The following is a 13,692-nucleotide window of genomic DNA, read 5'->3' on the forward strand; positions in this document are numbered from 1 at the left end:
AGCGAGCCGCTACCCGATGAAGGCCGACAGGTCCTGCGTCTCCTTCTGGACCGAGTTCGGCTTGATGTCGACCTCGAACAGGAAGGGCTCCTTGAGCGGCCCGCCGATGAGCTCGAGCTTGTGCTTGCCCTCCATGAGGTCGATCTTCAGGCCCTTGCCGCCGCCGCCCTGGTACAGGCCCACGTCCTGCCCCCGGCGGCGCACGGTGATGCCGCGCACCGTCTCGGGCTTGAGGAGCAGTTGCAGCGAGCCGCGACGGAACTCCTGGGTGAGCACCTTGGCCTCGCCCGGCACGCCGAAGGCCAGCGTGTCCGTGTCCTCGGTGTAGATGCCCTGCTGCTCGTTCTCCAGGATGAGCGTGTCCTGCAGGTGCGCGCCCGACACCAGCGTCAGCGGCGTCAGGCCCAGCTCGGTGACGGGCTGCGAGCTGCCGCAGCGCTCCGTGTGCCGCACGGACACCTTCACCCGCTCGTTGGTGTTGACGGTGAGCCGCACGCCCTGCCCGTCCGACGCCGTGGCGCTGAGCACCGCGAGGATGGGCTTGTGGAAGATGGCCACCACCGCGAGCATGCCCACGATGAAGCCCAGCATGGCGATGTTGCGCCTGGCCACCGGCTGGCCCGCGTGGCGGCGCGCGTCCTTCGCCAGCGCGCGGTCCACCTCGTCCTCCTCCCGCACCGCGGGCGCGGAGGCGAGCGAGACGCGGGAGCGTGACGGCGGCGGCGGCGAGGGCATCTCCGCGCGGCTGGAGGTGCGCCGACGCGGCGGGGCCTCCGGCGCGGACACCTGCGACTGCATCCCCGTGCGGCGGCGCGGCGGCGGCGAGGGCTCCGGCGGCGGCAGCATGGTCCGCTCGTCGTCGTCCTCGTCCTCCATCCGCGTGCGCTCGTCCAGGTCCAGCGACGCGGAGGTGCGCGAGCGGCGCGGCGCGGGCGGCTCCACGTCCACCACCGGCGCGGCGCGCGTCATGGAGCGGCGAGGCGGAGGCGGCGCGGGCTCGGGAGGCTCTCCCGGATTCGTCGCGGCGCTGCGCAGGTCCGAGCGCGAGCTGGTGCGGGCCACCTGCGTCACGTTGGCGCTGCTCGGCCGGCGCATCGAGTCCGACGTCCCACCCCGGCGGCGGTTCGGCGCCTCCATGACGCCGGACGGCGCATCCCACTCGCCCGGGTCCTCCTCCACCACCGGCTGCGGCACCGCGCCCGTGCGACGCGCGGGAGGCGGCGGCGCGGAGCGGGACGGCGCGGCGCGGCCCCGCTCGCGCGGAGAGGACGACTCACCCGGAGGCGCCTCCCAGCTCATGTCCGACGACGACGCGCGCCCCCGGCCCCGCTCCTGCTGCGGCGGGGGTGGCGGCGCGGAGCCGCCGGACTCCTCGTCCGCCAGCACCACCTGCCCCTGGGCCTTCTCCTCGGACAGGCGGTCCGCGAACAGCGTCTCCATCAGCTCGGAGATCTGCACCGAGCCCGCCACCCAGCGCTGGCCGACGAGGATCTCCTCGAGCGCCGTCTGGAACTGGCGCGCGTCCCGGTAGCGGTCATCCGAGCTCTTGGCGACGGCCCGCATCACCACCGGGTCCATCTCCTCCGGCACGTCCGCCACCTGCGACGGCGGCTGGATGGCGCACTCCATGGCGGCCTGGAGCGTGGCCAGCTCCGACTCCCGCTTCAGGGGGCGCACGCCGGTGAGCAGCTCGTACAGCACCAGGCCGATGGCGAAGATGTCCGCGCGCCCGTCCAGGGGCTTTCCGGCCGCCTGCTCCGGCGCCATGTACGCGAACTTGCCCTTGATGGCGCCCGACTTGGTGAGCGACGCCTGATCCGCCGCCTTGGCGATGCCGAAGTCCACCAGCTTCACCGAGCCGTCGAAGCTGATGAGGATGTTCTGCGGCGAGATGTCCCGGTGCACCACGCGCAGCGGCCGGCCCGCGTCGTCCGTGCGGCTGTGCGCGTAGTGCAGGCCCTCGCACGCCGCGGCGACGATGCGGATGGCCAGGGGCCGGGCGATCCACTGCCCCGCGCTGGCCGCCTTGCGCATCACCCGGCCCAGGTCCTCGCCGTGGATGAACTCCATGGCGATGTAGTAGGTGCCGTTCGCCTCGCCGAACTCGTAGACCTGGGCGATGTTCGGATGGTTGAAGCGCGCCGCGATGAGCGCCTCGTTCCGGAACATCTCCACGAACTCACGGTCCTCCGCCAGGTGCGGGAGGATGCGCTTGACGACGAGGTTCTTGTGGAATCCCTCGATGCCCGTCTGGCGCGCAAGCCACACCTCGGCCATGCCGCCGGTGGCAAGCTTCTTCAGGAGCTGATATTTCCCGAAAGATTGAGGGTTCATCCCGGGTCTCTGGCCGGGGGAGTTGGCTCAGGTGGAATGCGTCAGGGCTCGGCATCCTAGAGGACAGCGGTCGCCGAGGCAAAGGTGGCATGTGTGGAGATCGACTGGCGCGCTGATTGCCTGCCTGCTCACGACGGGTGCGGTCGCGGCCACTCCGGGTGCGGATCAACTCCGCACCGAGCGCCGCGGTGACGTCCTGGAGCTGCGCTGGGCGGACGCCGAGGAGCGGCTGCAGGGTACGCTTCACCCCGCCATGCCCCGCGAGGGCGAGCCCGCGATGCTGTCCCTGCACGTGGGCGCCTTCCAGGGCGCGGAGTTCACCGGGCCGCTGACGCTGACCCTGCACCTGAAGGGCTCCCCCTCGCAGCTGACGCGCACGCTGACGTACGACGGGGTCAACTGGCACACGCCGCTGGAGTTCGACGAGCCGGGGCTCTACGAGCTGGAGGTCCGCTACCAGAACACGCGGCTCAAGGTCCTCACGGGCCACATCACCGTGGCCTCCACGCCCCTGCCCCGCGACCTGAGCTGGGCGCTGGTCATCGGCGGCTCGGGCCTGGTGCTCGCGATGGGCGTGAGGGGCGCGCTCAAGCGCCTGCGGGGTACGCCCCCGCCCACCGGAACGTCCGACGTCGGCGCTCCGCCCGCCGTCATCCCACCAGTGCAGGCGTCCTCGTCCACCGAGCCCCCCGACGCCACCGCACCGGCGCCGGATGCGGCGTCCAACCGGTAACTCCTTCCACCGGCTGATCGACATTCGTACAGGGATGGGTGCCCACGAAGTGGAACTTTCGTTCCCACCGAGGGCTTCGTAACGCCCGCGTCACGACGTTTTCGAGCCCTCTGACGGGCTTGCGTCGCCCACCGCCGTCCGCCACCCGACGTTGTCCAGTCGGGCACCGCTGTTGCACAAGCGCTCTGTCGGCTGCGACGGGGAGGCGGGGACATGGGTGGGTGGCGGTTGGATGATCTGGGGAGGCGGGGTCTCCTCGTCGCGGTCCTCGTGGGTGGACCGGCGTGGGCGACCCCGGCACCCGAGGGTGGCGTGGAGGCAGCGGCCTCCGGTTCCGCCGCCTCGGTGGACTCGCTCTCGGGCGGCGTGGTGGATGGCGTGGAGCCCGTGGACGCGGGGCCCCCCGAGGGCTCCGAGCCGCTGGAGCCCACGCCGGGCCTGACGGAGGGCGCGCTGGCGCAGGCGCTGCCGCCGCGCATCCAACCCGGTGACTCACCGGACGCGGCGCCCCCGACGCCGACCACGAGCGCGGCGCCCACCGTCGAGCCCGCCAAGACGGCGGCGGAGCAGAAGAAGAAAAAGAAGAGGAAGCCCGGCGCGCAGCAGGAGGACTCCATCGGCGAGGACGCCACCGCGCTGGACGACACGCCGGACGACGAAATCCAGACGGTGCGCGTGTTCGGCCGCGTCTATGCGCAGGCCAGCGCGGACCAGCGCGAGAAGTACGCGCGCACGCTGAGCATCAACTCGGCGCGCGTGGGCGTGGCGACGTCGCTGCCCAACCTGGAGGCCGAGGTGAGCGCGGACCTGGCCGACTCGAACATGCTCAAGGACGCCTTCGTGCGGCTGTCCGACGACAACAAGCGCTTCCGCCTCTATGGCGGCCAGTTCAAGTCGCCCTTCCTCCAGCGCCGGCTGGAGGGCGCGTGGAGCCTGCCCATCCAGGGGCGCGGACTCGTGGAGGACTACCTGGGAGACGTGCACGAGCTGGGCGGCCGTCGGCTGGGGCTGATGGGCGAGGTGCGCTTGAAGGGCCTGTGGGACCTGCGCGTCTCCGCGGGCGCGTTCCAGGGCTCGCGCGACGAGCTGGGCGTGCGCACCAAGGAGGACCTGGCCGGACGCATCACCGTGCGTCCGCTCAAGAAGATGCTCACCCTGGGCGTCAGCACGTACGTGGCGGAGGCGCTGGACCGCGCGCGCAGGCACGCGATGGCGGCCGACGCGGAGCTGAAGTTCGGAGCGTTCCACGTCACGGGGGAGGTCGTCACGGGCCGGCTGCCGGTGGGGCCGTTCACCGCGCAACTGCTGCTGGCGAGCTGGACGCTCCCGGTGACGACGGAGTGGGCCCTCCAGCCGGTGGTGGGCGCGGAGGGACTGCAGCTGCGGGGGGATGTGGAGGGCCGGGGCCACTCGTTGCTCGGGGGTCTCAACCTGTTGTTGGGGAGTCGGTTCCGGGGGCAGTTCCAGGTGGAGCGCGCGCTGCGGCCGGGGGACGAGGCGCCGGGCCTCGAGTACTCGCTGCAGCTCGCCACCCGCTTCTAATCACGGAGACACGCCATGCTCTCGTTCGCCGAGGGGGAAGTGACCAGGCTCCGGCGTGAGTTCAAGCTGGTGCTGGAGGAGGAGACGGCGCTCGCGCTGTGCGCGCGCCTGACGCGGGAGTTGAAGGGACAGGTGCCCGAGCCCACGCGCATCGTGTCCGTCTACTTCGACCGGCCGGGCTGCCCTTTGGCGTCGCGCGCGCTGCGCACGCCGGAGGACTGCCTCAAGGTCCGCACGAAGGAGTACTCACCGGACGTGGGCGCGGGGGGCGTGGAGCGCGTGGTGCTGGAGGTGAAGCGCGAGCGCCATGGACTCACACAGAAGCGGCGCGTCTGGGTGCCGCGCTCGGACCTGGGGCGTGTGCTCAGGGGCGGCGCGCGGCTGTTGCCGCTCATCACCGGAGGCAGCCTGCAGCCGGTGCTGGCGGTGACGTATCAGCGCCACGTGTATCAGGCGTCGCAGGCGTGGCGGGTGACGGTGGACCGGGACATCGGCTACCACCAGATTGCCCCGGAGCTGGCCATGTCCCAGCTTGCGCTGACGAGCGAGCGGCTGGGGCCGCCCTTCTTCCGCGAGGGCCGCGTGGTGGTGGAGGTGAAGCACCTGGGGGAGGAGCTGCCCGACTGGCTGTCGTCGCTCAATCCGGGCGGCGCGCCGACGTACAGCAAGTTCGCAGAGGGGATGGCGAGGGCACATGCCTTCGCCGTGGATGGGGTCGCGAGGGGATAGGCACCGTGTTCATCGACTTCGAGGGGATTGACGGCAGCGGCAAGACGACGCTCTCCAACCTGTTGGCCGGGAGGTTGAAGAAGCTCGGCTACCGGGTGGCGCACGCACGGGAAGGAGGCGAGCTGCGCTCGTCCACGGCCCGGCGCGTGCGGGAGCTGACGCGGGACGCTCGCCTGTTGGAGATGTCACCGCGCGCGGAGTTCTTCCTCAACCTGGCGCGCGACGCGCAGCAGTTGGAGGAGGTCGTGGCGCCCGCGTTGTCGCGGGGCGAGGTGTGCATCACGGACCGCTACCTGTACTCGCAGCTGGCGCTGAGCGGCGGGGGCCGGGGGCTGCCCATGTCGGAGCTCAAGCCCGCGTGCGAGCTGGCCTCGCAGGGCCTGTGGCCGGACCTGGTCATCCTGGTGGACGTGGACCCGGACCTGGCCCGCTGGCGCAAGCGGCTGGGCAAGGCGCTGACGAACAAGAGCGAGGCGGGCGACAGCCGCAAGGGCATGGTGGGCGCGGGCCTGGCGGTGCGCGTGCGCGAGTCCTTCCTCGCGCTGGCGAAGGAGGACCCGCGGCGCTGGCTCATCATCGAGAACAACGACGCGCCGCTGCACGTGCTGGAGCAGCGCCTGGTGGACGCGGTGGTGGCGCGGCTGGAGGGTCGGGACACGCCCGTGCAGCGCATCGTCCCCGCCCCCGCGTCGGTGCCCACGGGCCCCGTCGAGGTGGAGAACGTCGAGGCCCGCTTCTTCCAGGCGCTCGACACGGTGGAGCCGCGCGAGCCGGCGCTGGCGGTGTGGATGCTGGGCGGCCTGCCCGGGCTCGCCGCGCATCAGCGACGACTGGACTTCGTGGAGCGCTTCCCCGCCCTCACGGCGCGGGGCCTCCAGGGCCTGGATGACGCGCCCGCGTGGACGCTGCGCGAGGTGCTCGCGCCGCTGGCGCCGGCCCAGGTGGCGGCGAGCCTCCTGGGCCAGACGGGCGCCCGCGCGGCGATGCTGCGGGAGCGGCTGTATGCCCAGGCGCCCGCGGAGGCGCTGCAGGGCCTCAAGGGCGACAGCTCGCCCCAGGCGTGGAGCCTGCGCGAGCGCGGCGTGCGCGACGGGAAGCTGAGCGACGTGCTGCTGGGCCTCTCCGGCGTGGACGGCGAGGAGTCCTGGGTGGTGCGCGAGGCGGGCATGCAGCGGGGGCTGTACGCGGAGGTGGCCCGCAGCCTGGGGGGACTCTCCGACGCCCGCGCGGACGCGCTGCGCGAGGCGCTGCTGCCCCACGACAGGCTCGCGGTGCTGCGCGGGACGCAGGGACTGGACACGCCGGTGGCCCGCGGCCTGCGCGAGGCGCTGGCGGACAAGGCCACCAAGCTGGTGATGCGCTCCCTGACGGGGCTCTCCACCGAGGAGGCCTGGGCGCTGCGCGAGCGCGCCGCGCCGAAGACGAAGGAGGCGCTGGACTCGGTGGACGGGATGAACGACCCGCGGGCGTGGCGCCTGCGGGTGACGCACGCGAGCCGCTGGCCGGCCACCGTGCTCTCCTCGCTCAAGGGCCTGCCCGTGGGACCCGAGGCGCGCGTGCTCATCCAGCGCGTGCTGGAGGCCCATCCCCGGAAGCTGCCCGCGCTGCGCAACGCCTACGCCGTCATCGCCACCGCGGCGGCGCTCGATACCCGGGCCACGCAGGCCCGCGCGAGCCGCCCGGCGGTGGATGCACCCACGCAGCAGGTCGAGCTCTGAGGGAACACACACACCATGGAGGCCTCCATTCCGGCGTTCCTCGAGAGCGCCAAGTCGGAGCTGAACAGCCTGTCCATCACCGTGATGCTGCCGCGGATGCTCGCGGCGGCGCTCATCGGCACGGTGCTGTCGCTGCGGCCCTGGCGGCTGGTCATGCGCCGGGCCCTGCCGAAGGCGGACATGATTCAAGCGCAGGTGCTGCTGTGCGCGGCGGCGGCGGTCATCACCGCCGTCATCGGTGACAGCGTGGCCAAGGCCTTCGGCCTGGTGGGCCTGGGCGGCTTCGTGCGCTTCCGCTCCGGCCTCAAGGATCCGCGCGACGCGGCCATCCTGTTCCTGATGATTGGCCTGGGCATGGCGTGCGGCCACGGCAGCCTGGGGCTGGCGGGCGTGGGCACCGTGTTCGTGGCGGCGCTGCTGTTCGTGCTGGACCTGTTCAACCGCGAGGCGCCCTCGGCGCCGAAGCAGCGGCTGCTGGTGTCCGCCCAGGCCGATGACCTGGTGGGCGCGGAGGCGTCGCTGAGGAGCGCGCTCGGGGAGCGCAACGTGATGGTGAAGAGCTGCGCGCTCGACTTCGACGGGCGGCGGCTGGAGCTGGAAGTGGAGGAGCCCGTGCCCGGCTCGCTGACGGCGGCGCTGGGACGGACGGAGGGCATGCCCCTGCGGGGGCTGCGGTGGACGGCGGTAGGCCCCAAGGGGACACGGGAGGAGCTGACATGACGCGCAGGTGGGTGGTCGCGCTCGCGGCCGGATGGTTGCTCGTGGGATGTGGTGGTGGAGGGAGCCTGCCGGGCGCCGGCCCTGGTGCGTCCAACCCGGACGGAGACGTGGGCCTGCCGGGGGACTCGCAGAACCCCGACCCGTCGAACCCGGACCCGGCGGCCACCACGCTGTGGCCGCTGTCGACGGGCTCCGTCTGGGTCTACGACATCCAGGACCCGGTGCACGGCAGGTTCCAGAAGCGGGTGGAGGTGCTCGGCCCGCGCGACGTGCCGGGCGCCCCGGCGGGGACGACGGGCGTGCTGGTGCACAGCCGGCAGGACCGCGTGGCCACGGGCATCCTCTACGAGGAGTACTCGTGGCAGCTCGAGCAGAGCAACGGCCTCGTCGTGCGCCTGCGCGAGGAGGACCACCGCGACGGCGTCCAGGTGCGCACCACCACGTGGAGCCCGGCGACGGTGAAGTCGCTGGCGCGCGCGCCCACGACGGTGCCCTGGGCCTACACCAGCGCCGTGCAGGAGTTCACGGTGCTGGGTGACGGCAGCAAGGACGACAGCGACCCGACCTACACGTGGCGCGTCCTGGAGGTGGGCGTGACGGTGCAGACGCGCGCCGGCACCTTCACCAACGCCGTGAAGGTCCGCCGCGACAAGCTCAACGACGCGGGCGAGGTGAAGGAGGGCAAGGAGCGCACGTACTGGCTGGTGCCGGGCATCGGCAAGGTGCGCGAGGAGGGCGAGCGCACCGAGGACCTGGCCTCCTACGACATCAAGAAGTAGCGCCTGTCCGCTGTCCCAGTGACGGGCGTGCGAGGGCTCGCCTCGCCGCCCGCTCCTTGGCGGGAAGGTTGGATGAAGGTCGCGGAGTGAACGGTTGGGCCTCCGTCCCGAGATGGTTCGGGAGGAGGCTGCATGCATCGGAAGAACCGCTTCACCCCACTTCCCCTCGCCGTGGCCCTGACGTTGGTGTCGGGCATGGCCTCTGCGGGCGTCCTCGCTCGCGACCCTTATCTGCAGAAAGTCGGTCCCGACACGGCCCTGGTGGCGTTCCGCCTGGCGGCCAACTGCTCGCCCGAGGTGCGCTACGGCGTGGGAGCGACCAATGAGGTCGCCCGCTCGAACGACTCGGGCAAGGCCCACGCGGTGGTGCTCACGGGGCTCAAGCCCGGCACCGAGTACACCTATGAGGTCAGCGCCTGCGGCCTGAAGACGCCGGCCAAGAGCTTCAGGACGGCGCCCGTGCCCGGCACGCGCCGCGTGCACTTCGCCGCCATGGGTGACTTCGGCACGGGCGGCTCGGACCAGCGGCGCGTGACGGCCCGGATGGTCCAGACGAAGCCCGAGCTCTTCGTCGCCCTGGGCGACAACGCCTACCCGGACGGCACCGAGGCCGACTTCCAGGAGCACCTCTTCGTGCCCATGGCGGAGCTGCTCTCGCAGGTGCCGCTGTTCGCCTCGCCCGGCAATCACGAGTACGTGACGAACCAGGGCCAGCCGTACCTGGACAACCTCTACATGCCCACCAACAACCCGGAGGGCACGGAGCGCTACTACTCGTTCGACTGGGGGCACGTGCACTTCGTGTCGCTCGACTCCAACTGCGCCATCGGCCTGTCGTCCGCGGAGCGCTGCTCGCTGGCCAGGCAGAAGGCGTGGCTGGAGACGGACCTGGCCGGCACCACGCAGCCGTGGAAGGTCGTCTTCTTCCACCACCCGCCCTGGTCCAGCGGCGAGCACGGCTCGCAGCTCACCATGCGCCGCCAGTTCGCCCCCCTGTTCGAGAAGTACGGCGTGGACCTGGTGCTCACCGGGCATGACCACAACTACGAGCGCAGCAAGCCGATGAAGGGCGACGACGTGGCGTCCTCGGGCGGCATCCCCTACCTGGTGGTGGGTGGCGGCGGCGCGACACTGCGCGCGTTCGACACCAGCCAGCCGGCCTGGAGCGCCATGCGCGACAACAAGGCGTATGGCTTCCTGGACGTGGAGGTGGTCGACGGGCTGCTCACCGCGAACCTCCTGACGACGGACGGCAAGGTGCTCGACAGCCTCACGCTGCGCAAGGACCTGCCGCCCGTGGAAGAGCCGCCCCCGACGGACGCGCTGAGCGTCACCGTGGAGGGCGAGCGCGGCGTGGCCCCCCACCGCGCGCTCTTCCTGGCGACCACGACTCCGGACGTCCCGGTGAGCTGGGACTTCGGCGACGGCGGCTCGGCCCAGGGCCGCTCCGCGGAGCACACCTACGCCAAGGCGGGCCAGTACACCGTGACGGCCACCGCCACGTTCGGCGCGGTGACGCGCACCGCCACGTCCGTGGTGACCGTCACCTCCGCGTCCGGCGGCGGAGGCGGGGGCACCGACGCGGGCACGCCCGACGAGCGCCCCACGCCCACCCTGCCCGGCACGCCCGGCACCGAGGATGAGCCCGGCGGCGGCTCCGGAGGCTGCGCCGCGGGCCCCGCCGCCACCCTCCTCCCCCTGGCGGGGCTGCTGTTCGCCGGGCTGATGCGTCGGCGCCGGCCCGGCCGCTCCGACTGAAATCCCCCCGCCCTCCCCCCAGGCGCGGGCATCCCCGGGTGTGTCGGCGGGCGCGAAGGGCGTCCGGCGGCCACCCGGGTTTGCTTTCCCCGCTTGTCAACCCGCCCCGGGGATGCAAAGGCCCCTGCACGTCATGGCTCCCCCATCCAAGTCCCGCCGCTTCGCGCGGCCGTCCACGAAGAAGAAGTCCCCCTCCCCTTCGTCCGGAAAGAAGAAGCTCACGGCCGCCGAGCGCGAGCGCTCCACGCGTCCGCTGCGCGAGGACCTGGTGCTCCAGGCCTGCCTGGAGGCATACGCGCTGGTGCGCCACGAAGGCCGGCTGTCGGACCGGGCGCTGGACTTCACCCTGCGCCGCAAGGCCAACCTCTACTCGTCGGAGCGCCGCGCCGTCGCCGAGCGCGTCTATGCCCTGCTGCGCCGCCAGCGCACCGTGGACTTCCTCCTGTCGCGCGCCCACCCGCGCTTCGACTCGCTGGACGCGACGCGGCAGGACGTGCTGCGCCTGGCCACCTCGCGCGTGCTGCACGGCGAGCCCCTCGCCGACGTGGCGCGCACCTCCTCGCTGGCGCCCGGTGACGCACAGGCCCTCTCCGCCCTGCCCCAGGCCGCCGCGGCGCTGGAGGCCCTGCCGGAGAAGAAGCGCTTCCCCATCGCCGCGTCGCTGCCGGACTTCCTCGCCGAGCGCTTCCTCGCGCTGTACGGCAAGGACGCCGCCCGCGCCGCCGAGGCGATGAACGAGCGCGCCCCGCTCACCGTGCGCGCCAACCTCCTGAAGGAGGACCGGGACGCCTTGGCGAAGCGACTCGCCGCCGCGGAGGTGGAGTCGAAGCCCACGGCCCTGTCGCCCATGGGCCTGCACCTGGAGACGCGCCTCAACGTCTTCGCGCTGGAGAGCTTCCGCGAGGGCTTCCTGGAGATCCAGGACGAGGGCAGCCAGCTGCTCGGCATGCTGGTGGACGCGCCGCCCACGCGCGTCGTCGATGCGTGCGCGGGCGCGGGCGGCAAGACGCTCCAGCTGGCCGCGCAGATGAAGAACCGCGGTGACCTCCACGCGCTCGACATCGACGAGCGGCGGATGGAGGACCTCAAGAAGCGCGCGCGCCGCGCGGGGGTGCACAACGTGCGCGCCCAGCTCATCCCCGCGGAGGGGCCGGAGGTGGACACCGCGCTGGAGGCGCTGGTGGGCAAGGCGGACCGGGTGCTGGTGGACGCGCCCTGCAGCGGCACCGGGACGTTCCGCCGCAAGCCGGACGCGCGCTACCGCCTGACGCCGGAGGATTTGGAGACCCACGCCGCCCGGCAGAAGGCGCTGCTGGAGCGCTTCTCGCGGATGGTGAAGCCCGGCGGCCGGCTCATCTACGGCACGTGCAGCGTGCTGCGCGAGGAGAACGAGGCCGTCGTCGAGGACTTCCTCGCCCGCCACCCCGAGTACAGCGTGCGCCCCGTCGCGGAGCTGTTGGGCGCGGAGCTGGGAGCAAAGCTCGGCCCCGGCCCGTTCCTCAGGCTGGCGCCCCACACCCACGGCACCGACGGCTTCTTCGCGGCCGTCCTCGTCCGGGCGAAGTAGCCTGCCCGGGAAGAAAGGCCCGGCCATGTCCCCCACCGTCGTCCGCTACCGCGTCAGCCTGCCCCGGCCCCACACCCACCTGCTTGAGGTGGAGGCCACCTTCCCCGAGGGCGCAGCCTCCCTCGACGCGCGGATGCCGGTGTGGACGCCGGGCAGCTACCTGGTGCGCGAGTTCGCGCGGCACGTCCAGGACGTCACCGCGTCGACGGGGGACGGGACGCCCCTGCCGGTGCGGCGGGTGGACAAGCAGACGTGGCGGGTGGACGCCCAGGGCCAGGCCGTCACGCTGCGCTACCGCGTCTACTGCAACGAGCTGACGGTGCGCACCAGCCACGTGGACGGCACGCACGCGTACCTCAACGGCGCCTGCGTGTTCCTCTACACGGACGCGACGCGCGAGCTGGAGCACCACGTCACGGTGGAGGCGCCGGCGGGCTGGACGTCGTTCTGCGCCCTGGGCCAGCGCGACGGGGCCTTCGTGGCGAACGACTACGACACACTGGTGGACAGCCCCATCGAGGTGGGTCCGCACACGCCGCTGACCTTCACCGTGGCGGGCGTGTCCCACGAAGTCGTCGTCTGGGGCGACACGCCGGCGGACCCGGAGCGGTTGTGCTCCGACTTCCAGCGGCTGTGCGAGGTGCAGGCGCGGCTGTTCGGCGGGCTGCCCATGCCGCGCTACGTGTTCCTCCTGTACCTGACGGACAAGGGCCGCGGCGGCCTGGAGCACCAGGCCAGCACCGCCCTGCTCTTCCCGCGCACGGGCCTGTCCACGGGGCGCGGCTGGGAGGACCTGCTCACGCTGGCCGCGCACGAGTACTTCCACCTGTGGATGGTGAAGCGGGTGAAGCCCCGAGCGCTGGTGCCCTTCGACTACTCGAGGGAGAACTACACCGCGCTCCTGTGGGCCTTCGAGGGCACCACCGCGTACTACGACAACCTCATCGTCCGCCGCGCGGGGCTGATGTCCGCGCAGCGCTACCTCACGCGCCTGGGCGAGACGCTCACGGCGCTGCACTCCACGCCGGGCCGACGCACGCAGACGCTCGCGGAGGCGTCGCTGGTGAGCTGGGTGAAGCACTACCGGCCCGACGAGAACTCGCCCAACAGCGCCATCTCCTACTACCTGAAGGGCGAGGTGGTGTCGGCGCTGCTGGACCTGGAGATTCGCCGCGCCACCCGCGACGCGCGCGGGCTGGATGACGTGATGCGGCTGTTGTGGGAGCGCCACGGCGACGGCTCCGGAGTGGGCGAGGACGGCGTGGAGGCGGCCGCGAGCGAGGTGGCGGGCGTGGACCTGTCGGCCTTCTTCGAGCGGGCGCTGCGCACGACGGAGGAGTTGGACTACTCGGTCCTCTCGCACGTGGGCCTGGAGGCGAACTTCCGCCCGCGAGAGTCCGCCAGTGACAGAGGCGGCACGCCGCCCAAGGGCAAGGCCACGGAGGCGCGCCCCAAGGGGTGGCTGGGCCTGACGCTCAAGGGGAGCGCCACGGTGGCCACGGTGCTGGACGGCTCACCGGCACAGGACGCGGGGCTGTACGCGGAGGACGACGTGGTGGCGCTGGACGGCTGGAAGGCGGACGGCGCCGCGCTCGTCGCCCGGTGCGAGGACAAGCGCCCCGGCGAGACGGTGCGCGTGACGGTGTTCCGCCGGGACAGGCTCCTGGAGGTGCCGGTGGTGCTGGGCGCCAAGCCCGCGGAGGCGGTGTGGCTGTCGCGCGTGGACAGGCCCACCGAGGCCCAGAAGGCCGCGTACCAGTCCTGGCTCGGCGCCCCCTGGGACGAGGCCCCCGGCGCGGCATAGGCTGCGGG

At 72.5% G+C, this 13,692-nt stretch carries 10 protein-coding genes; 9 read left to right on the plus strand and 1 reads right to left on the minus strand.

Features of this window, described 5'->3' with window-relative positions:
• Window positions 1-9: 9 nt before the first annotated feature.
• The gene (locus tag OWM54_RS05110) at window positions 10-2,334 is read right to left on the minus strand and encodes a serine/threonine-protein kinase (protein ID WP_267696763.1); all 2,325 of its coding nucleotides are present in this window, start codon (window positions 2,332-2,334) and stop codon (window positions 10-12) included.
• A 91-nt stretch (window positions 2,335-2,425) separates the two neighbouring features.
• On the opposite strand from OWM54_RS05110, the gene OWM54_RS05115 reads away from it, so the two are divergent.
• The 9 genes from OWM54_RS05115 to OWM54_RS05155 all read left to right on the plus strand — a co-directional run bounded on the left by OWM54_RS05115 (window position 2,426) and on the right by OWM54_RS05155 (window position 13,684).
• Window positions 2,426-3,067 carry a hypothetical protein gene (locus OWM54_RS05115; RefSeq protein ID WP_267696764.1) on the plus strand — a complete coding sequence of 214 codons (642 nt, stop codon included), beginning with the start codon at window positions 2,426-2,428 and terminating at the stop codon, window positions 3,065-3,067.
• Window positions 3,068-3,379: 312 nt separating this feature from the next.
• The gene (locus OWM54_RS05120; protein WP_420715314.1) at window positions 3,380-4,609 is read left to right on the plus strand and encodes a hypothetical protein; all 1,230 of its coding nucleotides are present in this window, start codon (window positions 3,380-3,382) and stop codon (window positions 4,607-4,609) included.
• A 15-nt stretch (window positions 4,610-4,624) separates the two neighbouring features.
• A complete protein-coding gene (locus OWM54_RS05125) occupies window positions 4,625-5,338 on the plus strand; it encodes a VTC domain-containing protein (RefSeq protein WP_267696766.1) in 714 nt (237 codons plus the stop codon).
• 5 nt (window positions 5,339-5,343) lie between these two features.
• Entirely contained in the window at window positions 5,344-7,056 is a 1,713-nt protein-coding gene (gene tmk / locus OWM54_RS05130; RefSeq protein WP_267696767.1) for a dTMP kinase, read from the plus strand.
• A 15-nt stretch (window positions 7,057-7,071) separates the two neighbouring features.
• Entirely contained in the window at window positions 7,072-7,776 is a 705-nt protein-coding gene (locus OWM54_RS05135) for a DUF4956 domain-containing protein (protein WP_223746706.1), read from the plus strand.
• Complete coding sequence (locus tag OWM54_RS05140) at window positions 7,773-8,555, plus strand: hypothetical protein (protein WP_223746705.1); 783 nt, start codon at window positions 7,773-7,775, stop codon at window positions 8,553-8,555. Before OWM54_RS05135 ends, OWM54_RS05140 begins: the two co-directional genes overlap by 4 nt.
• A 132-nt stretch (window positions 8,556-8,687) precedes the next feature.
• A complete protein-coding gene (locus OWM54_RS05145) occupies window positions 8,688-10,313 on the plus strand; it encodes a metallophosphoesterase (protein WP_267696768.1) in 1,626 nt (541 codons plus the stop codon).
• A gap of 133 nt (window positions 10,314-10,446) precedes the next feature.
• On the plus strand, window positions 10,447-11,880 hold the full coding sequence (locus OWM54_RS05150) for an RsmB/NOP family class I SAM-dependent RNA methyltransferase (protein WP_223746703.1): 1,434 nt from the start codon (window positions 10,447-10,449) through the stop codon (window positions 11,878-11,880).
• 25 nt (window positions 11,881-11,905) lie between these two features.
• Entirely contained in the window at window positions 11,906-13,684 is a 1,779-nt protein-coding gene (locus OWM54_RS05155; RefSeq protein ID WP_267696769.1) for a M61 family metallopeptidase, read from the plus strand.
• The last annotated feature ends 8 nt before the right edge of the window (window positions 13,685-13,692 follow it).

The organism is Myxococcus sp. MISCRS1 (assembly GCF_026626605.1).
GTDB classification, from domain to species: domain Bacteria; phylum Myxococcota; class Myxococcia; order Myxococcales; family Myxococcaceae; genus Myxococcus; species Myxococcus fulvus.

Bases quoted from the DNA above. Each gene is read 5' to 3' on its own strand.
- OWM54_RS05150 (WP_223746703.1), top strand. From the start codon at position 10,447: ATGGCTCCCCCATCCAAGTCCCGCCGCTTCGCGCGGCCGTCCACGAAG.
- OWM54_RS05145 (WP_267696768.1), top strand. From the start codon at position 8,688: ATGCATCGGAAGAACCGCTTCACCCCACTTCCCCTCGCCGTGGCCCTG.
- OWM54_RS05135 (WP_223746706.1), top strand. From the start codon at position 7,072: ATGGAGGCCTCCATTCCGGCGTTCCTCGAGAGCGCCAAGTCGGAGCTG.
- OWM54_RS05155 (WP_267696769.1), top strand. From the start codon at position 11,906: ATGTCCCCCACCGTCGTCCGCTACCGCGTCAGCCTGCCCCGGCCCCAC.
- OWM54_RS05125 (WP_267696766.1), top strand. From the start codon at position 4,625: ATGCTCTCGTTCGCCGAGGGGGAAGTGACCAGGCTCCGGCGTGAGTTC.
- OWM54_RS05110 (WP_267696763.1), bottom strand. From the start codon at position 2,334: ATGAACCCTCAATCTTTCGGGAAATATCAGCTCCTGAAGAAGCTTGCC.
- OWM54_RS05140 (WP_223746705.1), top strand. From the start codon at position 7,773: ATGACGCGCAGGTGGGTGGTCGCGCTCGCGGCCGGATGGTTGCTCGTG.